Source organism: Myxococcus sp. MxC21-1 (assembly GCF_032612255.1).
GTDB classification, from domain to species: Bacteria; Myxococcota; Myxococcia; order Myxococcales; family Myxococcaceae; genus Myxococcus; species Myxococcus virescens.
The window spans coordinates 2,399,100-2,425,150 of sequence record NZ_CP123278.1 but is presented as its reverse complement, the minus strand read 5'-3'; the positions used below and the strand labels follow the sequence as shown (position 1 = coordinate 2,425,150).

The following is a 26,051-nucleotide window of genomic DNA, read 5'->3' as shown; positions in this document are numbered from 1 at the left end:
CCGCGTCCCCTGGTGTCCCGCCCTGTTCCGGTCCGTTCCGCAGTGTCGTGCGACATACGTGCAACATGGCGACCTTCGCTCGTCGTCTGGCGGGGCCGCCATTGCCGGTCAGGATTCTTCGTCAGGCAAGAGCGTGCGGAGCAGTTCGTCGTCAGGACCGAGCGGACGCCATCCAGTAGGAGGCGGATTGGCGAGCAACGCATCTCCAACCCGGTCGACGCGGTCCTTAAGAGGTTCAGGCGTGTAGGCGAACCACTGGCCAAGCGCGATGGCAACCTCCATCCGTGCGTCACCATCCAACACGGGCGGCCAGCCGTTGGGAAGACGTTCGTACAACTCCCGCACGAGTTGCCCACGCACCAATCGAGTGAGCTTCTTGCTGCGTTCAGCCTCGGCGACTAACCCCCTGAACACCTGAACGCCGGCAACGTCATCCGGACCAAGATCCTCTGCAAGAGCGACTAGGGACGCGGTGGGACGGGCCTCGGCAAAGGCGGTGACCGAGTCGTAACCTCGCTCACGGACTCGCTCATACAGGCGGGCTACCCAGTTCCCCTGCCATGAACGTCCATCGGTCATCGGCTTCTCCCTTTAGTGAACTTCATCGGGATGGAGTAGAACCTCATGTTCTCCGCGACGATCCGCAGGATTGTGTTCCGCGTCAACATCTGGCCCGCGCTCTTCTCAGCCTTGAGCAGTGCATCCATGATCATCCGGTTCCACGCACCGGGCCACGTTCGCCCCAGCTTCCAGTTCCCCCCACCGTGAATCGCCTCATGGTGGGCCTGCTCCAGTCGGACGCAGAATTGGTCGATGTCCATGTCGCCCTTGAAGCCGCGCAGCTCGAACCACTCCCGGTGCTCTTGCGGCATGACGTGATGCTTCGGTGCGTCGGCCATGCCCGCACCGGCCTTACCCGTCACCTTCATACCGCGCACTTCGGGGCTATCCCCCAGCGCCTCGCGCACGCCTTCGGGCAAGTCCTGGTGGGCCTGGGCCATCATCACCCGCCCACCATGGATGCGAACTGCCGCGCTCACGGCTGGGAGGGAGATGACGCCCGCCTGCACCAGCCTTCGCATCATCTCCACCCACTCCGCCGAGACGACGAGCCGCGAGCCTGCCATGACGCCCCCCCGAACTCATGACGAGGCCCACGCCGAGCGTCGCGGGGGCTGCTGGGGGTGGCCGGGGGAGTGACATGTTCAGTGTGGAAATCAGGGCGAGCAACTCCATCACCTGCGCCGCCACGATGACTTTGCCGCCCACCTCCATGGCCGAGCGTGCCTCCCGACGAATCGTGTCGAACTCGTGGGTCAGCTCCCCCATCAGAACGGGCATCGCGGTCGCCGCCGCCTCTATCCGCTCCGAGTCCCCCGATCCGAGGTCTGCCAGTGTCGGAGTCAGCTTGCTTTGAACTCGATGCAGGTCCGCGAACAGCTTCTCGGAGCCGCACATGGGACAATCGCGGAGCAAGGCATCAGCGAGTTGCAGGAAGTCCACCCACGTGGCCAGTAGCAGGGTTCCGAACATCGCGGCCTGGAGCCGGGGCCCAGTCATCTGGAGGATGCTCAGCTCCATTCCTGAATCCCCGACCTCCGAAGCCACTCCCGCCAGCGCCGTGGCACTCCCCAGCGTTCCTCGGAGCCACGCCAGTTGGCTGGAGCCATGGCCGAGATAGCGCGTGAACACCCCGTCGAGTCCCCGGCTACCAAGAGAGGAAGGACGCGACGCAAGTCGAGCGCGCGTGGTTTCGATACCCTCCAGGGAGCGCTTCACCTCATCAATGGCGTCCAGTGTTGCCTGACGCACCGCTGCGGCACTCTGCACTCCACCCCCGACAGCTACGGACGCAGTGCCAGGCACGGCCCCTGTTGCGTCGTGCCGTGGCCCCCGCTGGCGCGCTCGCCGTTGGTCCACCTCGGGCCCAGAGATAGAGAACGGAGAAGCGTCCGAGGAACGCGGAGGCTCGTCGCTTGGCGCGTGTTTCCACGCGGGGGACGTGGCCACGCGCGGCGCGTAGCTCAACGCTCCGCCAAGCCCGGAGGCATGCGCCACCGAAGCGGCCCCCATGGCCAACACCACCACCAGCAAGGCGTTAGCGCGCATTGTCCACCCCCAGGCCCACCGACGCGAAGGCCCCCGGTCGCAGCGTCCCTTCCGCCGTGGGGAAGAGCAGCGTGCCGCCCGTCCCCATCGCGTAGAGCTTCCCGCCCAGGAATCGCCAGCGCACTTCCGCAGCCCCCAGGTAACGCGCCCCGGGCTGCCCCATACCCACGCCCAGGCCCTTCAACGCCACTTCCAAGCTGCGCTCGAAGAGCTGCACCGCCACGCGCCCGTCGACGTCGAAGCGCCCCCAGGAGAACGCCTCCGCGCCCAGAGACAGCTTCAGGTGTCTGTAGATGCCCCCGTAGCTGACGGCGTCCCAGCCCACTTCGGCCTCACCGAAAGCCGAGTAACCATCCGGGAAGCCAGCATCCGCGAGAGGCACGCCATCAGGACCCGCAGCCTGGAAGCGCGCCAACTCGTAGTCCGCCCCGAAGAAGCCTTGCCGGAAGCCGCCACGCTGGCGCCTCGCCTCCAGCCGCAACCGCAGGTTGAGTGTCTCGGTCCCCGCGTCCAACCCCGCGCCTGCCACAGCCCCCCATGCGCCACCCTCGCCAGGACGCCCGCCCCAGCCCGCCACCAAGTGGACCTCGTAGTCAGGTCGCACCACCACCACCGCCATTGCATCCGCATGTGCCAGCGTCACCGACGGCGCGCGTCCACCCGCTCGACCCCAGTCATGCACGGCAGACAGCGCCAGGGTGTAGCGACTGTGCTCCTTGGCCTTGCCGAAGAAGACGTGCTCCAAGTCCAGGGAGAACTCCGCGCCCATCAGCCGCGCGCCCAGCACGTCTGAGACGAATGCTTCCGTGTAGAGGGGCCCCAGGGTGCCGGTGAGGAAACCTCCTGCCGGGTGGTAGTCCGGATTCTCGCGGTTGGAGTAGCGGCGGACCAGATGCCCGGAAAGCAGGCTGTAGCTGTCCAGGCCACCGAACCACACCCCCAGCGGCGCGTTGTCCGAGCCGAACTTAAGGCCACGGACGAGTTGCCCCCAGTCCGAGAGGGAGTCCCAGTCCTCCCGCCGCACGAGCCCCGCGCCATTGCCACCACCCCACAGGCGGAAGCGCACGGGAGCGCCCACGTTGATGCCGAACTCGAGGCCACCGTCGATGATGAAGGTGGGCTCCACCTGGACGAAGCCGTCATCACTCCCAGCGCCCGCGCGAGGGAGCAGCGCGAACGTCATCGCCTCCACGCGCGTCAGGTAGTGCCACCTGCGCGACGGCAAGGCCGGTGGAGTAGACGGCGCCTCTTCCTCGGGCAAGGGAGGCTCCGAGGCCCATCCCGGCAAGGGGAGCAAGACAAGCAGCAACAGCGCGGACAGACACCTTCGCTTCCTGTGCATACACGCCTCCTGTGCGTGCCCCGACATGAGGCACGAGAAACACACGTCTCCCGGTCGGCCTGACGGCTGGCGCCGTGCCGGTGGTGAATCAGCAGTGGTGAGAGGGGTTGAGGGCCGCCGTTAAACGGTCGGCTGCTTCGTCAACGCGCGACGGGGGCCTGTGCCGGGCTCCGTTGGCACTTCGTCCGGGTGGAGAACGCCCGCCGACGCGCGACGTGCGCCCCCTCGGGGTGACGAAGATTCCGTCGTGGGCTCGTGGCCGCCCCGCTCCGTGGTGACAGGGGGCGTGATGCCTCCCTCATCGCTGGGCACCTCGAAGTCCCAGAGTCCTTCACTGGCACCCGCGAGCGCCCGCTGAATCTCCCTCAATGCATCCTCGCGCGTGTAGCACCCCAGTCGCGCCAACTGGCCACGCAGGATGATCTCCAGCTCGACAGCCGTCCCGAAACGTTCGGCGGGGCTTCTGCGCAGAATCGTGTGGAGGATGTCTCGAAGGGAAATGAGAGCCCTTGCGCGGCATGCTCAACGTCATCGGAGCGGAAGGCCATGGCGCACCCGATGGCGTCTTCAGCGAAGTCAGGCAACTCCGCCACCACGGACGCCACCGTCGCCGAGAACGCCTGTTCCCGCTCCGCCTGCGACATCCGCGATTCCACTTCTTCGATGCGAAGAAGGCCCGGGTCGTAGAGGTGTCGCCCCGTGGCGAACTCCAGCAGCGTCAGCCCCAGAGAGAATACATCAGCCCACGCGTCGACCACCTCGCCCAGCAACATCTCCGGTGCGGAGTAGAAGACTTCGCCTTGGGGGCGCGGCAAGGACGTGGCCAGCCGCCCCGAGAGGCGAGAAAGGCTCCCGGCAAGCCGAGAGTCAGACGGATTGGACATGGGCGGGAAGCTCCGAATGCCCCCGCGAGAGGGATTCGCGCAAAGGCAAACTCAAGGTACAGCCAGCCCATTTGGAATTGAACGACGTGTCAGGTCTAAAATCCGGAAATCTCATCCACCCCAAGTGAAGACGGGCAGGCCAGATCTGCAAAGTTCCTTTACACTCTCCGAGGGAGCCTAGGGCCAGCGCTCGACGGCATAGGCGGGAGAGGAGCTTCCGAGCACCGTAGCCCCCGGCGCCTCCGCCTCCAGCAGGATGCGGACCATCTGCTCCTCAATAAACCTGCTCTTCCTCGCGACCGACCTACCTCCTGGCCGCGAGGACTCTCTCACGCTTCAACTGGTCCGAAAATTGAGGTGCAGACCGGCCTGACACGGCGCCTGGCAGGGCGCATCAAGCCTGCTAGGGTTGAGTCATTCAAGGAGGTGGCACCGATGTCGATCTACGAAATGACCGTTCCCTGCTTCGCGCAGATGCTGCGCGCGTTGCAAGGTCTCCTGAAGAAGGGGGAGGCGCATGCTCGCGAGCTGGGCTGCGACTCGAAGAACCTGCTCCAGTCGCGACTGGCACCTGACATGTACAACCTGGCCAGCCAGGTGCAGTTCGCCTGTACCCAGGCGCAGGAAGCAGTGCTGCGGCTTGGCCAGCAGCCACTGTCGGCGCTAGACGCGCCGGATGACATGGAACAAGCGAACGCCTTGATTGAGCGAACGCTACAACTGCTGTCGAGCGCTGACAGGGCGCGGATAGAGGAAGGCGCACAACGCCGACTGTCCATCGAGTTGCCCAATGGCTTGGCCTTCGACATGACCGGCAGCGAATACGCGCGGAACTGGGTGACACCGCAGTTCTACTTTCACCTCGTCACGGCCTACAGCATTCTGCGGCACAACGGCGTGCAGCTTGGCAAGGCCGACTACGTCCCGCACATGTTCGCCTACCTGCGCCAGCCAGCGGCCTGAGCCGAGGGCGTCGGCGTTCAATGACTGAAGAGGACTTGGAGTCCAACGTCATGATCCCTGGTCCCGACGCAGTCATTGGCTGTCCGCGCTGTGGAGCCCTCCATCGGTGCGGGACCCTGGCCTCCGGAAATACGTTCGGCGCAGTGCTCTGGAGTGATGGCTGGTTCGAAGCCCCCATGCGGCCGCTGCCACCCTTGATTGCGCGCTGCATGGGCTGCCATGCGTTCTTCTGGGTCGCGCGCGCCGTCGAGCTGGGGCACGTGGACCCCGTCACCTCCCAGTGCGATGAGACGCTCACCACCCTCACCCTGGAGAGCACGGGGGCGCGCCGCATCGAGGTCATGCAGCGCCTGCGGAGCGATCTGGGGATGGGACTCCAGGAGGTGAAGCACTTCGTCGCCCAGCTCCCCGCGCGCCTCGGGGAATACGACCACACGGGCAAGGCCCGACACATCGCCGACCGCTTCGAGGAGCTGGGCGCCCGTGTCAGCTCGACACGCATCGTCACCCGGCCCTATGTGCCCATGTACCCCAGGGAATGGAACGAAGCCCCCCAGGTACAGGACGTAAGCGAAGCGCTCTTCCTGGATGCGCTCCGCGAGGGACTCGCGACAACCTCCGACGAGGAACGCGAACTGCGACAGTGGGCCTGGTGGATGGGGAACAAGGCTTACCGTCGCGACGCGCCGTGGGTACCGCTCTCCCAGCGCGCGCACCAGGTCCGCGACAACGCCGAGGCCCTCATGGCCCTGTGCGCGCTGGACGACGCCGAGCACCGGTGGATGCGCGCGGAGCTGCTGCGCGAGTTGGAGCGCTTCGAGGCGGCGCTCACCCTCCTGGACCTGCCACCGCTCCCGGCGCTCGGGCCAGGCCTGGAGACCCTTCGTGACGCCGCGCGCAGGGCCGACTCGCGGCTCCCCCGGCTCCCACCAGGGTCGGCGGAGTAGGTAGGCTGCGATGCTGCGGCGTCCAGCCCAACACCCCGCATCCATCAGGTAGCGCTCATGAAGCTCGACAAGCCCGACAACCTGTTCGCCGCCATCGAGCAGTGCGATGTCTTCGCGGTGGAGGACCTGCTGGACAAAGGGGCCGCGCGCACGGGACGGACGGACGACTGAACGACCGCACCCATCCCCTATCCCACGTTGGAGCCAGGGGATTTGCCGGACAGGCCGTCTGAAGCATGCAGCGAAGGTTGCTCACCGCGCCAGCCCGGCGGAACTCACGCTGCTTCGACGCGCGCGCCAACGGGACGCGCGTCGCCTTGGCCGACGTCCTTCAACCAGCACCATGGGCGACGTCTGTCGTCGCCCATGGTGTGCGGGGCTAGCGAGCCGGGACGCGAAGGACCAGGTCGTGCGGCGGCAGGTAGAGCTGCTCGGCAGGCATTGCCCGTCCTTCGTTGTCCTGCCCCCACGTCACCACGGTGCCATCGGCGAGGAAGGCCTGGCTGGCGTTGCTCGTGACGGCAATGCCTACCACGTCCCTCACGTCGGAGGACGGGGCGATGGCGCTTTCGCCCCAGGCCACGACGGTGCCATCCGCCTTCAACGCCAGGACGAAGGAATCGCCTCCCGCGATGGCCACGACGTCCGTGAGGTCGGCGGGGACACTCAGGTCCGAAGGAAGGTCACCGCCCCACGCCACCACGGTGCCATCCGCCTGGAGGGCGAAGGCGGTCCTTCGCGACGTGGCCACGCTCACCACGTCGGTGAGCCCCGCCGGAATCGGGTGGATGTCGGCCAGGGACGGCTCACCCCAGACGGAGACGTGATTGGAAGCAAGGACACCCACGCCCCAATGCTCCCCGTAGGCGACGGTCTCCTGGGGCACCACCCACACGGAGGTGGTGGTGTGCCGCCGCCAGGGCACACCCGGCGTCACGACGATGTCGTGCTCGCCCGGAGCGACGTGGTGCGCCACCCGCGCCACCACCTGCGTATCGGACCAGGAGATGAAGTCGGTGACGGCTTCTCCTCCCACCATGACGGTGAAGGGGCCGCGCTCGGCGCCGAAGCCGGAGCCCGTCAAGGTCAGGTGTCCCCCCTGGACCGCCAGCTTGGACGCGGAGACCTCGAGCGCGCCCAGTCGCGACAGGGACAGGTTGACCGGCTGGGGCTCGCCTTCGCGCACGTCCAGCGCGGCCTCCGCCTTCGCGTAGTTCGCCTTGCTGGCCGCCAGGGTGTGGCGCCCCTGGGGCACGCCCTCGAGGACGAAGTGCCCCTGGGCATCCGTCGTCGCGGTGGCGCCATGGCCGGGGAGCGACACGGTGACACCCTCGTGGTGGCTTTCGCCTTCGAGCTGGATGGTGCCCGTCACCACGCCGGGCCTGCGCCGCAGCGTGATGTTGACCACCGTGGTCTCCTGATTCCGCACCACCACGCTCCGCTCTTGAATCTCATAGCCCGTCCAATAGGCGGACAGCGTGTACGTCCCCACGATGAGGCCATTGAAGGAGAAGCGGCCCTGGGCGTCCGTCAACACGGAGGCGTTGCTCTCCACCAGCGCCACCGAAATGCCCGAGGTGGTGTTGGCGTCCTCCAGCAGGACCACGCCCGAGATGTTCCCGCGAGCGCGGGACAGCGTCAGGCTGACCTGGGCCTGCTCGCCGGCGCGAACCTCCACGGTACGTTGGCCCGTGGCGAAGCCGTCCTTCTGGGCCTCCAAGGTGTAGGAGCCCGTGGGGACGCCGGTGAGGGAGAACTGGCCCGCGGTGTTCGTGCGCGCGCTGAAGGCCGTCCCCGCCAGGGTGACGTTGATGTCCACCGGCGAGATCCCGCCCTCGAGTTGGATGACACCAGCCACGTTGCCCCGCTCGCGCGTCAGCGAGAGCGAGACGTTGGCCGACTGGTTCTCCTGCACCTGGACGGACTCGCGCGCCACGGCATAGCCGCTCGACCGCGCTTCCACCGTGTACGTGCCCGCGGCCACATTGCTGAAGGCGAAGCTGCCCTGGCCGTTCGTGGTCGTGGTGGCCCCCGTCTCCGCCAGCGTGACGGTGATGCCCCCGTGGCTGCTCGCGCCCTCGAGCAGGGCCGTGCCCACCACGCGCCCCTGGGCCCGTACCAGCGTGAAGGCGACCGTGGCCGCAGCGCCCGTGCGCACCGTGACGGATTGCTGCACCACCGCGTAGCCCTCCTTCTGGGCGGTCAGGGTGTAGGTGCCCAGCGGAAGCCCGGTGAAGGAGAACTGGCCTTGCGCGTTCGTCGTCGTGTTGGCGCCCGTCTGCGTCACGGTGATGGTGACACCCGAGGGGGTGGCTCCGTCCGACAACTGGACGGTGCCCGCCACGTCCCCGCGTACGAGCAACAACGTCAGGTTGACCTGGCTCGGCTGGTTCACGCGGACCTCCACGGTCTGCTGCGCGTCCACATAGTTCTCCCGCCGCACCCGCAGGGTGTACGTGCCCGTCATCACGTTCTGGATGTTGAACTGTCCCTCGGCATTCGTGGTCGCGGTGAGGGACGCTTCCACCAGGGTGACGACGGCGCCGGCGTGGTTGCTCGAGCCTTCGAGCTGGATGACGCCGGTCACGCTGCTCCGCTCGCGCGACAGGGAGAGGTTGACCAGGGTTGAGCCCGTGCCCCGCACCTCCACCGTCTGCTGCGTCGCCAGGTAGTTCGTCTTCTGGAGCGCCACCGTGTAGGTGCCCTGGGCCAGGTCGGAGAAGGTGAAGAGCCCCGTCGCGTCCGTGGTCGTTTTGGCGCCCGTCTCCACCAGGGTGACGTTGACGCCCGAGGCATCCAGGACGCCCTCCACCTTGACATTGCCGAGGATTGAACCCCGTCCACGCACGAGGTCGAGCCTCACGGAGGCCGGTGCTCCCGTGGCGACCGTGACGGACTGTCGAGCCTCCGAGTACCCGGGCATTTTCGCCACCACGATGTGCGTGCCCGCGGCGACGTTCTCCAGGGTGAAGCGGCCGTCAGTGGCCGTGGTGGCGCTCAGCGAAGCGCCTTCCACGGAGACGCTGATGCCCGCGTGGGACGAGGCCCCCTCCAGGATGGCCTGGCCTTCGATGCGCCCGTTCTGCGTCCCCGAATCGGGCTGAGTCCCCGCGTCGGAGGGGGTCGTGGAGGTCGAGGAACAGGCGGAGAGGGCCAGCAGGAAGGCCCAGAGCCAGGAAGGACGAATGAGGCGCATGGGGTGTGCCACTCGGAGGAACCGGGAATGGGAAGAACTGCCAGGGAACGGCGAAGCGCCTGACGGTACATGGATTCGACGGTTCCGTGGAATGGCGTGGCCGCGGCAGGCCTGTGGTGGGGGATGCGCCTGCCCCGCGACGGCATTCCCCCCTGGCACCCTCCTCCCGGGCCCCGCACGCGCACGCCTCCCTCATTCCTGATATGCGACTGCGTCGTCCGCTCCCGCCATGCCCCAGCTTCTGGTCCTCCCCGACGGCCGCCGTCTCCCTTTGGACAAGCCCGTCGTCTCCGTGGGCTCCGACGCCACCTGCGACGCCGTGCTCCTTGCGCCCGGCGTGAAGCCGAGCCACGCGCTGCTGTTCCGCGACGCGCGAGGCTGGAGCGTGTCCCCGGCGGGCAAGGGCTGTGACATCAAGGTGCGAGGGCGGCGCGTGGACCTGGCGCCCCTGGAGCCCGGGGACCGCTTCCGCGTGGGCACGGTGGAGCTGGAGCTCATCGAAGCGGTGGAGTCCGTCGTGGGTGATGCGGCGGAGGTGGCCCCCGGCGACAGGACGGCCGGCTGGTGGCGGTGCTGGCGGAGCTGTCCTCGCGGCTGCTGGTGCAGCGCCCTCCCCTGGAGCTGTTGGAGGTGGCGATGCGGGGGCTCGCCGACGTGGTGGGCGCGGACGTGGGCTTCCTCGTCGCCGCGGACTCTCGGGAGGGACCTCGGCGCGTGCTGTGTTCCACGGGCGCCAGACCCGACGCGGCGGTGGTGGACAGCCTCGTGGACCGGGTGCTGACCTCGGGTGCCCCGGTGCGGGTGGCCGACGTCGAGGCGGACGCGGCGCTGGCCCGGGCGCCCAGCATGGAAGCACTGCGGCTGGGCTCCGCGCTGGTGGTGCCGCTGCGTGTGGAGTTGGTGCCCCTGTCAGTGGTGTACCTGGGACGGAAGTTGGGCGCTCCGGCCTTCTCGGCGGTGGAGTTGGAGGAGGCCATGGCGCTCTCCGCGCTGACGGCGCTGCTCCTGTCGACCCGGCGCGAATTGACGGAGCTGCGCGCGCAGGTGGAGGGCCTCACCCGCCGCATCGAAGCCGCGACGTTCGAGGGGCTCATCGGCGAATCCCCTTCGATGCGCGCCCTCTACCGGCAGGTGGAGCGACTGGGGCCCACGCCGCTCAACGTCCTCGTCACAGGCGAGACAGGGACGGGCAAGGAGCTGGTGGCGCGGGCGCTCCACCGGCGCAGTGGCCGGCGCGGCCGGCTGGTGGCCATCAACTGCGCGGCGCTGCCGGAGAGCCTCATCGAGCGCGAGCTGTTCGGCCATGCGCGTGGCGCGTTCACTGGCGCGGGCACGGAGCGGGCGGGACTGGTGGAAGCGGCCGACGGTGGCACCCTCTTCCTGGATGAGATTGGGGACATGCCGCTGTCGCTCCAGACGCGTTTGCTGCGCGTGGTGCAGGAGCGCGAGGTCACCCGCCTGGGCGAACACCAGCCGCGCAAGGTGGATGTGCGCGTGGTGTCCGCGACCCATGTGGCCCTGGAGGAGGCGGTGAGGCGGGGCACCTTCCGCGCGGACCTGCGCTTCCGGCTGGAAGAAGTGCGTGTGGACGTGCCGCCGCTGAGAGCGCGTGGTGAGGACGTGCTGCTCATCGCCCACCACGTGCTGACGCAAGAGGCGCGCAAGGCGCGAGGCTTCACGCAGAAGGCCGCGGAGGCGCTGCGGGGGCACCCCTTCCCTGGCAACGTGCGAGAGCTGGCATCGCGCGTGCGCCGCGCGGCGGTGTTGGCGACGGACGAGCTGTTGCGCCCCGAGGACCTGGAGCTGGGCGGCGACACCGAGCCCATGATTCCCCTGGAGGAGGCGCGGGAGGCGTTCGTCCAGCGCTACGTGCGGGAGGCCATTGCCCGCTGCGGCGGCAGCAAGAAGGACGCGGCGGCGGCGCTGGGCATCGGTCTTCGCTCGCTGTTTCGCTACCTCGGCGAGGGGGACTGACAGGCCGCCTCCTCTGGAGGGCTTGTCCGCGTGCCAGTCCTGGCACGTTTCCCCCGGCGGCAGGTGCTCGGAGGGCCAGGGGCGTCATGCAACCCCGTGGAATCGGGGCGGTTCGATGTCTCGCGAGGCCTGGGCACGCACGTTGCTTTGGTGTTGCCCATCGCACGCAGGCGGAGAACCGCCACGGTGCAGATGAACCTGACGGAGACGACGATGAAGCATGTGGTGATGGGATTGTTCCTGGCGCTGACGGTCATGGGCTGCGGCAGCACGAAGGACGATGACGGTGAGGGGCCCGACGGCAACCCCAACGAGCAGGACGCGGGGCTGTGCAGCGCGAGCAAGGCATGTCCCTCCGGGCAGTTCTGCTTCAACGGCCTGTGTGCCCTCGGCTGTCAGTCGAACGGGGACTGCGCGGCGGACCAGTACTGTGACACCGAGGACACCGGCACGCTCGTCTCCTATTGCAAGAACAAGAAGGTGCCGACCTGCTCCTCCAACAGCCAGTGCCTGAGCAACCAGGTCTGCATCGAGGGCCTGTGCAGCCTGGCGCCTCCGGCCAACCCGCCCTCGTGCAACCCGAACACCAGCGACTTCAAGGACGGCTGCGACACCTATGCGGTGTGCCTGGACGCAGCGGACGAGGGCTCGCAGCAGCCGTACTGCGCCAGCTTCGCGCCCTGCCCCGAGGATGGCGTGTGCCCCACGGGCCTGGGCGGCGCGGTGTGCAACGACGGCTACCTGCCCAACAAGGGCCGCTTCTGCATGCAGGGGCTCTGCAGTGACAACTCGAACTGCCCCTCGGCGTGGAGCTGCGTGAAGCCCTTCTCCGGCGCGGTCCTCGGGTTCTGCAGCCCGGGTGCCTTCGGCTTCCCGTGCGCGGAGAACAGCCACTGCAAGAGCGGCCAGTGCTTTGGCGCGCCGGGCGTCATGGGCACCTGCATGTAGCTGGCGAAGGCGGCCCCGTGTGCCCCCCGTCGGGGAGCACGGGGCCTCTGGCGTTGTTGGGGGGTGCTCTCCGAGCCTCCCTCCGCCTAGAGTCGCCCGGGCCTTGGTGATGCGCCGACTCCTCCTGCTCTCGTTGTTGCCCGTGCTGGTGCTGCTCGTCGCGCCGGGCTGTCCGCTCGACATCCGAATCCGCTGTGACGAGCCCGACGGCTGTCCCCAGGGGCAGGTCTGCGTGCGAGGTGACTGCGAGCCCGTGGACACGGTGCGGATTGGGGAGTCCTGCGGCGAGGATGCGGACTGCGGGCCGGGGCGCACCTGTGGCACGGGCTTTCCAGGTGGGTATTGCCTGCTGGCGTGCTCCGACGCGGCGCCTTGCCCGCCAGGAAGCGTGTGCGCACCGGGGCTGGGGCAGTGCCTGCGGACCTGTGGCGAGGCCTGTGCTCGGCCAGGCTACGGATGTGGGCACGTGCCCGACGCGTCCGGCCCCTGAGTGCATGTGTGCCGGTGACGACGTCGACGGATGGGGGCTGTACGGGCTCGGGATGCGAGGTGCCGGATGCAGGCTGTACGGGCTCGGGATGCGAGGTGCCGGATGCTGGCTGTACGGGCTCGGGATGCGGGACGCCGGACGCCGGATGCGCGAGCACGGTGGAGGTGGGAGGAGCGTGCACGCAGCCGTGCGAGTGCGCGGATGCAGCAGCGGCCTGTGTCGGCGGGACGTGCACGCTGACGTGCTCGACGGACTTCACGTGTCGCGACGGGCGACGGTGCTCCAATGCGAGCTGTGTCGTGGGGGCTCGGATTGGAGAGCCGTGCAGGGACACATTCGAGTGCTCCGACTTCGCCGGTTGCCCCAGGGAGCGAATGCGGTGCGAGGAGAAGTGCAACCCGGGGAGCAGCCTCTGCGAGGCGGGCTACCAATGTGCTCCGGACGGGCTGTGCGTACGGGAGTGCTCAGGCACGCCAGTCTCGGTGGGAGAGGACTGCGAGAACTCGCTGGACTGCGCGCCCTGTAGCGTGTGCCTGTCATCGGGGGCGGCGCTGCGGTGCCGGCAGCCGTGCCGTCTGGACCGGGACTGCCCCGGAGGGGCGCCGGGCGCCTGCGAGCAGGTAGGGGATACGAAGGCCTGTCGGCTGTCGCTGTAATTTGCCCGGTTGCTCGCGGGAGCGCGCTCCCGGAGAATACCCGGGTGATGACGGGTGAAGTGCTTGCGGGCCGCTACCGACTCGAGCGGGAGTTGGGGCGTGGGGGAATGGCCACGGTCTTCCTGGCCACGGACGTGCGGCTGTCGCGCCCGGTAGCACTGAAGCGGATGCACCCAGGAGGCGGCACGGGCCGCGCGGAGCGCTTCCGGCGGGAGGCCGAGCTGGCCGCCTCGCTCCATCATCCCAACGTCCTGGAGGTCCACGACTACGGCGAGGATGAGGCCCATGGCCCATTCCTCGTCTGCGAGTGGGTGCGGGGCGAAGACCTCCGCTCGCTGGCGGGGAGGCTCTCGCCGGCGCCGCCCGAGGCGGTGATGGTGTTGGGCTGGGAGCTCGCCCGGGCGCTGGCGGCGGCGCACGCACGTGGCATCGTCCACCGCGACGTGAAGCCCGACAACGTGCTGGTGGCGGAAGGCGGGCCGCTGAAGCTGGCGGACTTTGGACTCGCCGCGCTGGAGGACCAGGAGCGCCTCACGAGTACCGGGGCGGTGACGGGCTCATTGCCATACATGGCGCCCGAGCGCATCGACACAGGCGCGTACTCCCCTGCCTCGGATGTGTACGCGGTCGGTGTCATCCTGTTCGAGCTGTGCTCGGGCACCACGCCGCACGCGGGCAAGGGCGCTGCGCATCTGGCCGCGTCGGTGATGACAAAGGATGCGCCACCGCTGACGGAGGTGGTGCCGGGCACGCCCGAGCCCTTGTCAGCGCTGGTCGCGCGGTGTCTGGCGAAGGATGCACGGGACAGACCGCGCGACGGGGCCGCGCTGGCGTTGGCGTTGGAGGAGCTGCTCCAACGAGAGGTCGGCCCGCCTGCCGACGTGGCGCGGGAGTTCTTGGGAGACCCGGTGGCCCGTGCCAGTCGATGGCGCCGGGCTCGCTTCCAGCGGTTGCTGGAGGAAGGGCGCGGACTGCTGGCGCGCGGAGAGGGGCGCGGGCCGCGAAGGTCCTCAACGCCGCGCTGTCGATGGAACCGACGTCCGCCGAGGTGGTGGCGCTGTTGCGTCAGCGGCCGAGGCGTTCCGCGTGGAGGGCTGGCGCCGTGGGCGCCGGGCTCCTGCTCTGCGCGACCGCGGGCTGGTGGATGAGGCCGGGCCAGGGTGTCGAAGACGTGAAGGCACCACGTGGCGCGGAGCCCTCGTCAGGGCAGGCCTCCCCCAGAACGGCATCCGTTGACGGCGCCTCCACTGGTGAACGCCTTCACGCGCCCACGCCCCCGGGCCAGGAGAGGCCTGCCCCGGGGACGGAACCCGGCATGTTGGACGCTTCGCGGGAACCGGGGCCTTCGGCTGGAAGTGACACCACGAATCTGGCCGGGGCATTCGTGTCGACAGAAGGCGCGGCGGACGGTGCCGGGGCGAAGCGGGCTCGGCCATCCGTTTCGACCGGGCGTTCGGGGGGAATGGATTCGGCGAAGCGGGCCGTATCGCCCCTGCCGACAGGGCACCCGGCGGGAGCCGAGCCCACAGGGGCCGCGCGGCCCTTGGTGCCGGTGCCAGGGCCGGACGTGGAAACCACCCTCCCCGCGCGTCCCGCCATGCTGAAGGTGACGGCGCGCCCGTGGGCGGAGGTATTCGTGAACGGCGAGAGCCACGGCTACACACCTCGTGTGCGTGAGCTCTCGCTGCCAGCGGGGACCTACCGGCTGCGCTTCGTCAACCCGCTGTGCGACGAGGTCGAGCAGGAGGTGACGCTTGCGCCGGGGGAGACCATGACGCGCGACGTGGTCTTGTCACCGCGCAAGGCAGAGGTGCACATCCACGCGCCCGTGGGCGCGCGACTCTTCGTGGACGGCCGGGAGGTGGGCGTCGCCCCCCTGTCCGGTCCGGTGATGGTCGAACATGGACGACACACGGTGACGGCACGCCGCGTGGGTGAACCGGCCTTGGTGCGAGAGGTGGATGTGGTCGCCGGTCGTCGTCTCGAAGTGGCGCTGGACGTGACGCCATGATGAGCGCGGCCTTGATGCTGATGGTGCTCGCGGCGTCCCCGCTCGACAGCGCGCGCGGTGCCTACCAATCCGGCGAGCTGCCCAAGGCCCGCGCCGAGCTGGAGTCCCTGCTCTATCCGCTGCGGCTCGACGGAGCGGCGTTGGAAGCAGAAGCGCACCTGCTGCTCGCAGCCACCTATCACGCACAGGAGGAGCTGGCCCGCGCGGAGGACGAGGTGGTGCGAGGGCTGGCCGTTCACGGCGACTCGGCGCTGGACCCGCTGCTGTATCCACCGGACTTCCTTGCATTCGTCGAGCGCGCGCGCGCCCAACACCAGACACGCATCGGGGAGCTGCGCGCCGAGCGGAGTCCTCGGCTGTTTCCGGCGCCCTCCCCCATCGTCGACCCCATCCGCCCAGACGAGGTGCCCACCTCGCAAGCGCTGACCCGTGCCTGGTATCTGGCGCCCCTGGGCGTGGGGCACTTCAAGCACGGGCGTTCGGGGATGGGCACGGTGCTAGCGGTGACGCAGGGGTTGGGACTGGCAGCGGCGGGAGTCTCCCTGGGGACCTCGCTCTCGCTGCGCGGGCCGGACGGCCGATATAGCGCGAGCGACGCGGCGACGGCGCGGACGCTCAACGTGACGTACCTGGTGGGAGCCTATGCCTTCGCGGTGGCCTATGCGTATGGTGTCCTGGATGGGTTGGTGTTGACGCCTGCTCCACCCGTTCGCCCGGTTCCTTGAGAGATGGGCGGGCTTCACGTTTCGGGGTTACCGTACAACCTGGAATCCAAACGAGGTTGCACATGCACCCGATTCGTTCAGCCAAGATGGCGGTGGTGGGTTGTGGTCTCATGGGAAGCGCACTGGCGCGAGCCTTCGCCTCGGCGGGCCACGACGTCGCGGTCTGGAACAGGACTCCCAGCAAGGCCACCGCTGTCGGTGGTGACACCCGTGCCTTCGACAGCCTCGTCGAGGCCGTCTCGGGGCGCGAGCTCGTCGTCGTCTCCCTCTCCAACTACGCCGCCTCCGCCGAGGTGCTCTCGGCGAAGGGCGTCGCGGCGGCACTGGCTGGAACGACGCTCGTTCAGCTCACCAGCGGCTCACCCGCGGACGCGCGTGAGGGGCTGGCGTGGGCCCAGGCCCACGGCGTGGACTACCTGGATGCCGCGATCCTCGCCTACCCGAGTTTCGTCGCCACCGAGTACGCGACCGTCTATTACGCGGGGTCGCGCGGCACCTTCGACCGGCACGTCGAGACGCTCCAGGCGATTGCCAAGAACTCCGTGTACGTCGACGAGAAGATTGGCGCTGCCGCGACGCTCGACTGCGCGATTCTCGAGGCCTATTACGGCGGCTCCCTGGCGTTCCTGCACGCGGCGGCCATGTGCAAGGCGGAAGGCCTGGACCCGAAGGCTTTCTTCGCCCAGAAGAACTCCTTCCTCGGCCTGATTTCCGTCACCGCCGACGCCGCGCAGGGCATGGTCGAGCAGAATGACTTCTCAGGCGACCAGTGCAGTCTCAACACCCACGTCGCCGCAATCGAACACATCGTCCGGCTGAGCCAGGACGCCCGAATCAGCGCACGCTTCCCGAAGGAGCTGCTCGACAACTACAAGCGAGCCGTAAGCGCGGGGCTGGGGGACCAGGAGCTGCCGGCCGTGTTCCGAACCCTGCTCCAGGACTGACGCTCGCGACTCCGCACAGGCCACGAGGACCGCCCGCCAGCGCGGGCGCCCCCTGAGAAAACTCCAACGCAGACTGCTGCTTCAGCAGCCTGCGAGTTGCCTCCGGTTTCATAGAGCGCGAGGGGGCGAGCTCGAACAGGGAATCGAGGCGACGCGCACGAGCTGCTTGCCCACGTTGCGGCCTTCGAAGAGTCCGCGCAGGGCAGAGGGGGCCTGCTCCAAGCCTTCCGCGATGGACTCCGCGCAATGGAGCGCGCCCTGGGCGTCCCAAGCCGCCAGCTCTCGAAAAGCCTCAGGAAAGCGCGAGACGTAGTCGAGGAAGATGAAGCCCTCCATCCGCGCTCGCTTGAAGCCGAGCTGCATGTAGTTGCGCGGCGCGGTGCCGTAGTCACCGTCCTTGTATCCCGAGGCCACGCTGCCGGAGAGCACCACCCGCGCGCCTCGGGCGAGGTGGTCTAGCGCGGCTTCCAGGACGTGGCCACCCACGTTGTCGAAGACGACGTCCACGCCTTGGGGCGCCAGGGCGCGAAGCCGCGCCCGGATGTCTTCAGACTTGTAGTCGATGCAGGCATCGAAGCGCGCGGTGCGGGTGACCCATTCGGCTTTGTGCGGCCCTCCCGCGATGCCAATGACACGGCAGCCCCGGAGCCGGGCCACCTGACCCGCGATGGAGCCCACGCTGCCCGCGGCGGCGGACACCAGGACTGTCTCTCCCGGCGCAACGCAGCCCACGTCGGTGATGCCGAAGTACGCCGTCAGCCCGCTCGCGCCATAGAGGTTCAGCATCGCCTTCGGAGCGACGCCGTCCGGTACCTTGTTGAGGCCGAAGAGCCCCGCGTCGCCGGTCAGTACGTAGTCCTGCCAGCCGGTGAGCCCCGCCACCCAGTCACCCACCGCCAGCCGCTCAGTTCGGGACGCGATGACCATGCCCACGCCTGCGCCCCGCATCACCTCGCCGAGCGCGACGGGCTGGATGTACGTCGCATTCGCATTGAGCCAGGTGCGCTGGGTGGGCTCGATGGCGAGCCAGGTGACGCGGACCAACGCCTCACCCGGGCCTGGCGTGGGCACGGGGCCCTCGCGCCACTCGAAGCAGTCGTCGGACACCGCTTCCCGAGGACGGGCCTTCAGCACCCACTGGCGATTGGACGTCGTGCTCATGGCGTCACCTTTCCGAACGCGGGCGCGGCCAGCCGGCGCGCGTGATTCCTGAGGTCGTCCGGCCAGCTTCGGGTCCACTGATTGAACCGGGCGCGGTGCCCGGCGTAGAGCGCACGGGCGGCCTCCTCGTAGCCGGGCAGGTTGCCGGCCATCGTGGTCATGAAGCGGTCCGCCGCGACTTGGGCCTGACGGCGCCGGTCGGTGTCGCCGCTGCTCGCGCGCGCGGCCTCCACCAACTTGCGCAGCGCGACGGAGGCACCGCCCGGTTGCGTGGCCAACCACTCCCAGTGCCGTGGAAGCAGGGTCACCTCGCGCGCCACCACGCCCAGCCTCGGCCTGCCGGGGCTCCGAGGTCCGCTGTCTTCTTCCGTGGGGGCAGGCGCGGGCTGAAGGCGGGCCAGTAGCTCCTCGCGCGAGCCACGCAGGTGGAAGTCCACGGTCCGGCCCGTGGTGTCGTCGAAGAGCAACAGGGGCGCGGACTCCCCGGTGTCCAGCGCGCGGCGGGCCGCGAGGATGACGTCAGCCGGAGGGCCGGAGGCAATCAGGCGCTGTCCCGCGAACGCGGTCCAGGTGGTCGAAGGCGTGGTCATCCCAGGTGTCGGAGGTTCGAGAATGGCCAGATATTACCCGGGTGAAAACCCAGGTCAATTTTACCCGGATGAAATCATCCGCTGGCGCGCGCTGCCGGGGAGCCTTGCTTCTCAGTCTCCCGTCGCGGCGGTCTTGGTGCTCCGTCCATCCGCTCGCGCGCCTCTTCCGCTTCCCCGTCTCCACGAGGCGCGTGGTCAGAAGCGACAGGGCTTCGAGGTCGGCTCACGGACCGGCGGAGGCCTTTGCGAGCCCCGCCGGTCCTACGAGCCCTCCCGGAAAATCCGGTGGAGGCCCTGATTAGAACAGGTCGTGCGCGGGCCAGGCGCCGACGCCGTTCACGACGTTCCACATGAGGCTGTCGAGGTTGATGTCGGGCGTACCCGAGCCGGAGCTGTTGTTGGAGTTGGTCATGACGGACCAGGTGAACTCCTCGGAGCGGCTGGGCCCATAGCGGTCATCGGTGCGCACCAACAGGGCCCGGGTGCCCGGGATGTAGCCGCCGTGCCACCAGTTGGGGAGGCTGTTCACCGACCAGCCCTTGGCGTAGTTGACGGAGTTGCCCAAGGTGTCGAGCGCCGTCGTGCGTGTGGTCATCGTGGTGAGCGAGCTCGCGCTCAGCAGGTCCGAAACGGTGGAGAACCCATCCGCGCGCACGGCGACACGCAGCAAATCGATGGGCGTGGCGACCCAGCCACCGTGCGCATCCATGCGACGCACCGGCATGCCATACGGGCTGAAGGCCCCCGTGCCAAGCTGGTAGTAGACGGGCTCGTTCGGCAGACGCGCGCTCAACGTATCGCCCCCCACGGCGAAGCTGGTGGCGCCGCTGGGCGTGAATACGTTGGCGCGCATATAGGCGTCATAGGTCATGCCCGTGACCCGCTCGATGATGCGACCGAGGACGCTGTAGCCGAAGTTCGAATACTGGTACGTCGTCCCAGGCGCGAACTCGAGCGGCACGTTCTGCAACACCCACTGGATGAGCTGGGCGTGCGTCATGCCCGTGTTCATGAACATGGGGTCGCCCGTGCCATCGGCGCCGTCGTTGTCCCAGGCGCCCGCGGTGTGCTCGAGCAGGTGCTGGACCGTGATGTTCAGGACGCGGCTGTCCGCGTAGGTGTTCTGCGCGCCGAACGTCTCCCCGAGCAATCCTCCCCTGCCGAAGACGCGGTCCGTCAGACGAATCTGGCCGCTTTCAATCAGCCGCATGATGCCGATGGAGGTCATCGGCTTGGACACACTGGCGACGCGGAAGCGGTGAGAGGTGTTGACCGGGGTGTTGCTGGTTCGGTCGGCCAGGCCATACCCCTTGGCGAACACGAGGCGCCCGTGGCGGGTGATGGCCAGCGACAGGCCGACGGTGTTCGTGCTGGCCATCGCCTGCTGGACGGTGTCGTCAATGTGCTGCAGGTCGGCCGCGCTGAACGTCAGGTTCTGCCAAATCAGGGCGAACTCGGGCTGGCTCCCATTGTTGTGCGCCGCCACCAGGACGGGGCGATATCCCTGGTTCTTGAGGTCCGTCACGGCCTGTTGATACGCGGCGGCGGAGAGCCCATGACGCGCGGCGGTCGGAATCCCCGATGAAACCTGGAAGATGGCCGCGTACCGGTCCGTGCCGCCCACGTTGTAGCTGCTGACCTTCGCGAGCTGGTAACCCTGGGTCGCGTTGGTATTGAACGTGGACTGGTACTGGGCCGCGGTCAGCCCGTGGTAGGCCCGCCAGGCCGGGCCGCTCGTCTGCTCCCAGATGGCCGCGTAGCGCTCCGCGCCACCGGACGTGTAGCCACTCACGTGCACGAGCCGGTAGCCCTGCCCCGCCCAGGTGTTGAACTCCGTCTGGTACTGAGACGCGCTCAGGTCATGGCGGGCCACCCACGCGGCACCACTGTCCACGTGGAAGATGACCGCGAAGTAGGCGACGCCTCCGACGCTGTACCCGTTGACCACCACCGGGCGGTATCCCTGCGCATTCTGATTGACGACGGTGGTCTGATACTGCGCCGAAGTCAGCCCGTGGAAAGCCCGCCAGGCCGGACCGCTCGTCTGCTCCCAGATGGCCGCGTAACGGGCACTGCCCCCCTCTTCGTAACCGCTGACATAGGAGAGACGATAGCCCTGCCCCACCCACGTATTGAACTCCGTCTGATATTGGGCGTTGGTGAGCCCGTGGCGGGCAATCCAAGCATCATATGGACCGGCCAGTGCCTGGGACTCGGCGCTAGAAGAGTCGCGGGACTCTTCCTCTGGCCCCCCGCATCCCACGAGGGACACGACCAGCACTGACAGGACTGTCAGTAGCGGCCTCATGCTGAAAGGTTTCATGCTCGAGAACTCCTGCTTGACGTTGGTACCGCCCACAGGAAACGAATCCAGCGCGCATTTCCCCTCAGCCACGGACAACAAAAATAGAGCCCCCTGGTGAGTGAGCACCCTGCCCGTGCGTCAGGTCAGCGCCGCCGTCCGCCGCCGCCCGGCCGTCTTCCATTCCGGGGTGCCCTGCCGTGATGGCCCCGGTGCCCCCTGGCCTGGGGGCGCCGCGCTCCCGGTCCTGTCGCGGGAGTGGACGCTCACGGGTGGCCTCGGCGATCTCGTCCGGCATCCAGGGCCGGTCCAGCAGCTCCTGGAGCTCGAGGAGTGAGCGAGCCTCGAGCACGCCCCTCCGGCCCCGGGCCACGCTGAAGCGCTGGGGACGGTCGAGCAGCGGCAGCTCCTCCTGCACCAGCGTGCGCGCGAGCTTCTCCGGCAGGAGCAGCCGCACCACACCTCGCGGGGCTCCGTCCGACAGTCTCTCCACGTCGTATTCGAGCGGCACCGCCTGCTCGCGCACCTCCACGGCGTCCGGGAGCGCCAGGAGCGCCTGACGCGTCGCGGGCGGCACGAGCGCGTCCAGTTCGAGGCGCAGCGGGCGCGCCTTGAAGTCGTCGAGCGTGTCCACCCCATCCAACTGCGCCTCGTAGAGCGCGGTCAGCTCCGACAACCCCAGCGGCGCGGTGGTCCCTCCCGAGCGTCGCCACAGCTCGCGCACCTCGGCGATGGCGACCCGATGCCGGTCCACCGCGGGATGGGGGCTTCGCCCTGCGCCAGCGCCTCGGCGAGCGCGTGCCGGGCCGCCTTGGCGAGCTCCGGCCCCCAGGCGCGCAGCACCTCCACTTCCCGTTCGAGCTCGAAGCCGAAATAGTCCACCCGCTTTTCGAGCACGACCGAGCGGAAGCGCGCGTCGTACACCGGCGCCGCCGAGTGACGGCGGGCATAGCGGCGCAGCAGGGACTGGGGAAGCTGGGTCCCCTCGATGCCGGCCTGCGAGTCGCCGTTGCGGTCGGCGAAGTAGCGCAGCGTGCCCGCCACCGCGCCCAGGTTGCCACACACGCTCGTCTTCGACACGCGCGCGACCTCGCCCCAGGCGGTGCGCTCGTCGATGACCAGGTCGAAGGGCATGAAGCGCGCGAGCAGGTCGCAGAAACGCCGGTGGGCGCGCGGGTCCGCGAAGGGCATGCGCGCGGGCAGCGCCAGCCCCACGCTCCGGTACACGCTCGCCATCGCGAGCGCCGCGTCCTCCAGGGCCTTCACCAGCACCCCACGCACCTCCGCCCAGGCCGCGAGCTTCTCCGCCTGGAAGACGTGGCGCGGCAGCCCCTGCACCTCCCCCACCCGGCCCGCTTCACGGAAGGCCTCGGCGTAGAGGTTGTACGCGGTCAGGTGGTCGCTGCCGGGCACGAGCAGTCCGTCCAGGTTCCGCTCCTCGCGCGTCATCCTGTGCAGCGACTCCACCGAGCTGCACACCGCGAGCAACGGCAGCAACGCGTCCTCCGCGTTGACGATGAGCTCCGCCCACGGACGCTCCACCGGCAGGGCTTCCACCGCGCGGCCGTAGTCGGACAGCCGTCCTTCCGCGTCCACGATGTCGCGCGCCTGCAACTTCGCGAGCGCCCGGCGATAGGCATTGCGGTCCAGCGGCACGGGCAGGTCCAACTCATCCGCCCGCACGCCCAGGGCCGCGGCGGTGAGCGCCACCCGCTCCGGCTCGCCCGCGAGTTGGAACTCCGGTTCGGTGGGCCTCAGCGAGGCGAAGTGCAGCGGCCGGTCGCTCAGGATGAAGACGCGCCCGCCCTCCACCCGCCCGTGCACGCGCCCCGCCATCTGCAAGAGTTCGTTGTTGCCCAGGTGCACGCGGGTGAGGACGTTGCGGCCTCGCTCCACCAGGTTCGTGAAGCGCATGTCGTCGATGACGACTGTGTCCAGCCCCGGCACGTTGAGCGCGCTCTGCCCCGCAGCCGTCATCGCGAGCACGAAGGGCCGGGGCGCCGTGCCCTCCAGGAAGGGCCGGATGGCACGCAGCGGTTCGCCGCCGTGGTAGTGCGCCGCATGGAGCTCCGGCGCGTTCGCGCGCACATGGGCCGCCGCCTCTTCCACGCCCGCGCGCGTGGCCAGGAACACGCCCACGCCGCGCCCCTGCTCCTGCACCTCTCGCAGGAAGTCCTCGTCGAGGAAGGACAGCGGCTGACGGCGCTCCACCTCCACCCGGGCCGCCTTCCTCGGGTCGAAGGAAGACACCTGGAGCACGTCCGCGCTGTCCAGATAGCGCGCGTAGAAGGCCGGGTCCACGGTGGCGGACAACCAGATGAAGCGGCAGCCCGCGCGCTTGCCCAGGGCCAGGCACAGCTCCAGTTCGGCGGAGGTCTGGTGGATTTCATCCACGATGAGCGTGTCCTCGCGCCGGATGGCGCCGCCCTGGAACCAGCGCCGCGCGATGCCGGTGGTGACGATGGCCACGTCCGCGAGCGGCGTCTGCGCGGTGGCCTCCCGCTCGCGGTTGACCACCGTCACGCGCAGGGGCCGCCGGCCCATGAGTTCCTCCGCGATGGAGCGGATGGCGAGCGTCTTGCCCGTGCCAGTGCCCGCGACGATGCCAAACCCCTGCCCGCTCCGGGCCAGCTCGCGGAGGCGCTCGCCGTGGTGCTCCTCCAGGTACGTACGCAACTCCAGCCCGAGGGCCAACTCGATGGTCTCGCACGCGGCGCGCGTGGGCGCGATGACCACCACCCGCCCGCGCTGGGGCGTGACGGCGGAGGAGGCGTCGGGGTGCGGCGGCAGGTATCGGTCGGTGGGCGTACGCACGAAGGCCAGTGATACGCACGAGCGGTGTCCAGGGGAAGCGATTCGCCCGTGCAAGCCCGGCCGAGGGGAGGCAGGCAACCGTGTGCGCCAGGGAATGACGTACTCGGCCATCGGGCTAGCGAGTCCAGCGCCGCCCGGTGAACGTGGCCTGCGGCGCGAGGAAGCCCAGCCCCACGACGCGGTCGTCCGGGCCGAGAGCACCGCACCGCCCAAAGGACGCATGCTCGCGGGAGCCGTCGCCCGCATGCGGGAGCCTGCGTCGCGTTCTCATCCATCAGCGAAGCATCACGAGGCGATGGAAGTGAGCGCGACTGGACCTGCTGAAGATTTGCGACCAGGAACCCGGCGCCCCCCCTGGCCGCGGCGCTGCTCCGGACTTATCGCCATCGGGGCTGTCGCCCACCCGAGAACGAGGGGAAATCATGCGTGCATGGTGGCAAGTGGCATGGGTCTGTCTGGCAACCGCGGGATGCGGTGGGCCTCTTCCAGAAGCATCGCTCTCCGAGGAACACGCCCCCGAGGAGGTCACCGCGCATTGGGATGCCCCACTCCCGAAGTTGGGGCCCGCCACGCTGTTGAAGGACATCTACCCGCCTCCCCCGGGGCCATTCCCGGACCCGCTGGGTGGCCCGTCGCCAACGGAGCTGGTGTCCTTCCGCGGCAAGCTCTTCTTCTCGGCCTTCGACTTCGAGGCGGACCGAGGCGCGCTGTGGCGGAGCGCGGGCACGACAGCGAGCACGGTCCCCGTGAAGCACCTGGACGATTCTCCCGGACGGCTGACCGTCGTCGGCCGGCAGCTCTTCTTCATTGAAGGCTTCATGGAACACGGCGCGGACCTGTGGGTGAGTGATGGCACCACTGCGGGCACGCGTCAGGTGAAGGACCTCGCCCCGGAGGGCGGCACCGCCTCCCTGGCTGACTTCATCGCGGTGGGCAACAAGCTCTACTTCTTCCGGTCGGTCCGGCCCACCCTCATCGCCGCCGAGAACCTGGAGCTGTGGCGCAGTGATGGCACCTCGGCCGGCACGGTGCGCGTGAAGGACCTGGGACCGAGGGACACCGTGAACGGGCCCTTTGACCTGGCGAGCGTGGGCAACCGCCTCTTCATGAGCCTCGGGGTGCCCGACACCGGAGTGGAGCTCTGGGTGAGTGACGGCAGCGCCTCCGGAACCCACCTCGTCAAGGACATCAACCCGGGTGCCGCGTCCTCGTTCCCTCGGAACCTGACGCAAGCGGAGGGAGTGCTCTACTTCTCCGCGGACGACGCCGTGCACGGCCGTGAAGTGTGGCGCAGCGATGGCACGGCCCAGGGCACGGAGCTGGTCGAGGACACCGTTCCCGGCCCCCAGGGCTCGGAAGCGCAAATCTTCGCCCTGTTCAAGGAGCGCCTCTACTTCGCCACCTTCACACCGGGCTTCACGGTGACGGAGATTCGCAAGCTCGACCCGGACCCCTCCTGCCACCCGCGCTCGAATCTCGTCGCGAGCATCCCCAACCCCTACGCCGACCTTCCCTTCGATTTCTTCATCTTCGTCGCCACGTCCACGGCGACCGAGAGAAAGCTCTACTTCACGCTCTTCTACGACATCGGCAGCCCCGCCCCCTTCGACGTCCAGCTGTGGCGGACCGATGCCACCGCCCAGGGAACGAAGCTGCTGTACCAGCCACTCATCATCTCTCCGGACCTCCGACCGCCCACGCCGGTCCCCACTGATGACGGCCGCGTCGTCTTCTACGCCTTCGATGAAGCGCACGGCCACGAGCTTTGGGTGAGCAACGGACAGCCGAGCGGCACCAAGCTCCTGCAGGACATCGTCCCAGGCCCCGCCTCTTCCTATCCGCAGGACCTGCTGCGCGTGGGCGACTTCATCTACTTCACGGCACTGGATGGGCAGCTCGGCCGGGAGATCTGGGTATTGCCCGTGCCGAGGCCTCAAGTCGCGAATCACTGACGCCTCGCCAACCCATCGCGCTGGCGGCCTGCCGGTTCTCGGA

At 68.8% G+C, this 26,051-nt stretch carries 21 protein-coding genes; 11 read left to right on the top strand and 10 right to left on the bottom strand.

From position 1 onward, the window contains the following. Nucleotides 1-108: 108 nt before the first annotated feature. From QEG98_RS11375 to QEG98_RS11360, 4 genes are all read right to left on the bottom strand, one after another. The gene (locus QEG98_RS11375; RefSeq protein ID WP_316566736.1) at nt 109-579 is read right to left on the bottom strand and encodes an NUDIX hydrolase; all 471 of its coding nucleotides are present in this window, start codon (nt 577-579) and stop codon (nt 109-111) included. Next, entirely contained in the window at nt 576-1,040 is a 465-nt protein-coding gene (locus QEG98_RS11370) for a DUF2380 domain-containing protein (protein ID WP_316566735.1), read from the bottom strand. The genes QEG98_RS11375 and QEG98_RS11370 overlap by 4 nt, the downstream gene beginning before the upstream one ends. 1,058 nt (nt 1,041-2,098) lie before the next feature. Beyond that, nucleotides 2,099-3,451 carry a hypothetical protein gene (locus tag QEG98_RS11365; protein WP_316566734.1) on the bottom strand — a complete coding sequence of 451 codons (1,353 nt, stop codon included), beginning with the start codon at nt 3,449-3,451 and terminating at the stop codon, nt 2,099-2,101. A 365-nt stretch (nt 3,452-3,816) separates the two neighbouring features. After that, nucleotides 3,817-4,266, bottom strand: a complete 450-nt coding sequence (locus QEG98_RS11360; protein WP_316566733.1) for a hypothetical protein — start codon at nt 4,264-4,266, stop codon at nt 3,817-3,819. Between the two features lie 504 nt (nt 4,267-4,770). On the opposite strand from QEG98_RS11360, the gene QEG98_RS11355 reads away from it, so the two are divergent. Continuing rightward, nucleotides 4,771-5,298 carry a DUF1993 domain-containing protein gene (locus QEG98_RS11355; protein ID WP_316566732.1) on the top strand — a complete coding sequence of 176 codons (528 nt, stop codon included), beginning with the start codon at nt 4,771-4,773 and terminating at the stop codon, nt 5,296-5,298. 176 nt (nt 5,299-5,474) lie between these two features. After that, nucleotides 5,475-6,245 (top strand): ribosomal protein L7/L12, encoded by a 771-nt coding sequence (locus tag QEG98_RS11350; protein ID WP_316566731.1) that lies wholly within the window; start codon nt 5,475-5,477, stop codon nt 6,243-6,245. 379 nt (nt 6,246-6,624) lie between these two features. On the opposite strand, the gene QEG98_RS11345 is transcribed toward QEG98_RS11350, so the two are convergent. Then, nucleotides 6,625-9,441 carry a carboxypeptidase regulatory-like domain-containing protein gene (locus tag QEG98_RS11345; RefSeq protein ID WP_316566730.1) on the bottom strand — a complete coding sequence of 939 codons (2,817 nt, stop codon included), beginning with the start codon at nt 9,439-9,441 and terminating at the stop codon, nt 6,625-6,627. Nucleotides 9,442-9,670: 229 nt separating this feature from the next. Between QEG98_RS11345 and QEG98_RS11340 the strand changes: the two genes are divergently transcribed. From QEG98_RS11340 to QEG98_RS11305, 8 genes are all read left to right on the top strand, one after another. After that, nucleotides 9,671-10,222 carry an FHA domain-containing protein gene (locus QEG98_RS11340; protein ID WP_316566729.1) on the top strand — a complete coding sequence of 184 codons (552 nt, stop codon included), beginning with the start codon at nt 9,671-9,673 and terminating at the stop codon, nt 10,220-10,222. Continuing rightward, a complete protein-coding gene (locus tag QEG98_RS11335; RefSeq protein ID WP_316567869.1) occupies nt 10,111-11,415 on the top strand; it encodes a sigma-54-dependent Fis family transcriptional regulator in 1,305 nt (434 codons plus the stop codon). The genes QEG98_RS11340 and QEG98_RS11335 overlap by 112 nt, the downstream gene beginning before the upstream one ends. A 96-nt stretch (nt 11,416-11,511) precedes the next feature. Continuing rightward, a complete protein-coding gene (locus tag QEG98_RS11330) occupies nt 11,512-12,363 on the top strand; it encodes a Dickkopf N-terminal cysteine-rich domain-containing protein (protein WP_316566728.1) in 852 nt (283 codons plus the stop codon). Nucleotides 12,364-12,472: 109 nt separating this feature from the next. Next, nucleotides 12,473-12,853, top strand: a complete 381-nt coding sequence (locus tag QEG98_RS11325; RefSeq protein ID WP_316566727.1) for a hypothetical protein — start codon at nt 12,473-12,475, stop codon at nt 12,851-12,853. Between the two features lie 703 nt (nt 12,854-13,556). Next, the gene (locus QEG98_RS11320; protein ID WP_316567868.1) at nt 13,557-14,657 is read left to right on the top strand and encodes a serine/threonine-protein kinase; all 1,101 of its coding nucleotides are present in this window, start codon (nt 13,557-13,559) and stop codon (nt 14,655-14,657) included. Between the two features lie 419 nt (nt 14,658-15,076). Beyond that, nucleotides 15,077-15,520, top strand: coding sequence for a PEGA domain-containing protein (locus QEG98_RS11315; protein WP_316566726.1), 444 nt, complete (start codon nt 15,077-15,079; stop codon nt 15,518-15,520). Then, nucleotides 15,517-16,245 carry a hypothetical protein gene (locus QEG98_RS11310; RefSeq protein WP_316566725.1) on the top strand — a complete coding sequence of 243 codons (729 nt, stop codon included), beginning with the start codon at nt 15,517-15,519 and terminating at the stop codon, nt 16,243-16,245. Before QEG98_RS11315 ends, QEG98_RS11310 begins: the two co-directional genes overlap by 4 nt. 62 nt (nt 16,246-16,307) lie before the next feature. After that, nucleotides 16,308-17,189 carry an NAD(P)-dependent oxidoreductase gene (locus QEG98_RS11305; RefSeq protein WP_316566724.1) on the top strand — a complete coding sequence of 294 codons (882 nt, stop codon included), beginning with the start codon at nt 16,308-16,310 and terminating at the stop codon, nt 17,187-17,189. Between the two features lie 108 nt (nt 17,190-17,297). On the opposite strand, the gene QEG98_RS11300 is transcribed toward QEG98_RS11305, so the two are convergent. The 5 genes from QEG98_RS11300 to QEG98_RS11280 all read right to left on the bottom strand — a co-directional run bounded on the left by QEG98_RS11300 (nt 17,298) and on the right by QEG98_RS11280 (nt 24,056). After that, entirely contained in the window at nt 17,298-18,350 is a 1,053-nt protein-coding gene (locus QEG98_RS11300) for an NADP-dependent oxidoreductase (RefSeq protein ID WP_316566723.1), read from the bottom strand. Then, on the bottom strand, nt 18,347-18,940 hold the full coding sequence (locus QEG98_RS11295) for a DUF2239 family protein (protein ID WP_316566722.1): 594 nt from the start codon (nt 18,938-18,940) through the stop codon (nt 18,347-18,349). The genes QEG98_RS11300 and QEG98_RS11295 overlap by 4 nt, the downstream gene beginning before the upstream one ends. A gap of 298 nt (nt 18,941-19,238) precedes the next feature. Continuing rightward, complete coding sequence (locus tag QEG98_RS11290) at nt 19,239-21,344, bottom strand: serine hydrolase (protein ID WP_316566721.1); 2,106 nt, start codon at nt 21,342-21,344, stop codon at nt 19,239-19,241. Next, nucleotides 21,328-21,996, bottom strand: coding sequence for a hypothetical protein (locus QEG98_RS11285; protein WP_316566720.1), 669 nt, complete (start codon nt 21,994-21,996; stop codon nt 21,328-21,330). Before QEG98_RS11285 ends, QEG98_RS11290 begins: the two co-directional genes overlap by 17 nt. After that, nucleotides 21,906-24,056 carry a DEAD/DEAH box helicase gene (locus QEG98_RS11280; RefSeq protein WP_316566719.1) on the bottom strand — a complete coding sequence of 717 codons (2,151 nt, stop codon included), beginning with the start codon at nt 24,054-24,056 and terminating at the stop codon, nt 21,906-21,908. Before QEG98_RS11280 ends, QEG98_RS11285 begins: the two co-directional genes overlap by 91 nt. 557 nt (nt 24,057-24,613) lie before the next feature. On the opposite strand from QEG98_RS11280, the gene QEG98_RS11275 reads away from it, so the two are divergent. Beyond that, nucleotides 24,614-26,008: an ELWxxDGT repeat protein gene (locus QEG98_RS11275; RefSeq protein ID WP_316566718.1), complete on the top strand. Its 1,395-nt coding sequence runs from the start codon at nt 24,614-24,616 to the stop codon at nt 26,006-26,008. Nucleotides 26,009-26,051: the final 43 nt, after the last annotated feature.

Excerpts from the sequence above, each read along its gene's own strand:
- QEG98_RS11375 (WP_316566736.1), bottom strand. The coding sequence starts at position 579 with ATGACCGATGGACGTTCATGGCAGGGGAACTGGGTAGCCCGCCTGTAT.
- QEG98_RS11365 (WP_316566734.1), bottom strand. The coding sequence starts at position 3,451 with ATGCACAGGAAGCGAAGGTGTCTGTCCGCGCTGTTGCTGCTTGTCTTG.
- QEG98_RS11355 (WP_316566732.1), top strand. The coding sequence starts at position 4,771 with ATGTCGATCTACGAAATGACCGTTCCCTGCTTCGCGCAGATGCTGCGC.
- QEG98_RS11350 (WP_316566731.1), top strand. The coding sequence starts at position 5,475 with ATGCGGCCGCTGCCACCCTTGATTGCGCGCTGCATGGGCTGCCATGCG.
- QEG98_RS11345 (WP_316566730.1), bottom strand. The coding sequence starts at position 9,441 with ATGCGCCTCATTCGTCCTTCCTGGCTCTGGGCCTTCCTGCTGGCCCTC.
- QEG98_RS11340 (WP_316566729.1), top strand. The coding sequence starts at position 9,671 with ATGCCCCAGCTTCTGGTCCTCCCCGACGGCCGCCGTCTCCCTTTGGAC.
- QEG98_RS11325 (WP_316566727.1), top strand. The coding sequence starts at position 12,473 with ATGCGCCGACTCCTCCTGCTCTCGTTGTTGCCCGTGCTGGTGCTGCTC.
- QEG98_RS11320 (WP_316567868.1), top strand. The coding sequence starts at position 13,557 with ATGACGGGTGAAGTGCTTGCGGGCCGCTACCGACTCGAGCGGGAGTTG.
- QEG98_RS11310 (WP_316566725.1), top strand. The coding sequence starts at position 15,517 with ATGATGAGCGCGGCCTTGATGCTGATGGTGCTCGCGGCGTCCCCGCTC.
- QEG98_RS11305 (WP_316566724.1), top strand. The coding sequence starts at position 16,308 with ATGCACCCGATTCGTTCAGCCAAGATGGCGGTGGTGGGTTGTGGTCTC.
- QEG98_RS11300 (WP_316566723.1), bottom strand. The coding sequence starts at position 18,350 with ATGAGCACGACGTCCAATCGCCAGTGGGTGCTGAAGGCCCGTCCTCGG.
- QEG98_RS11295 (WP_316566722.1), bottom strand. The coding sequence starts at position 18,940 with ATGACCACGCCTTCGACCACCTGGACCGCGTTCGCGGGACAGCGCCTG.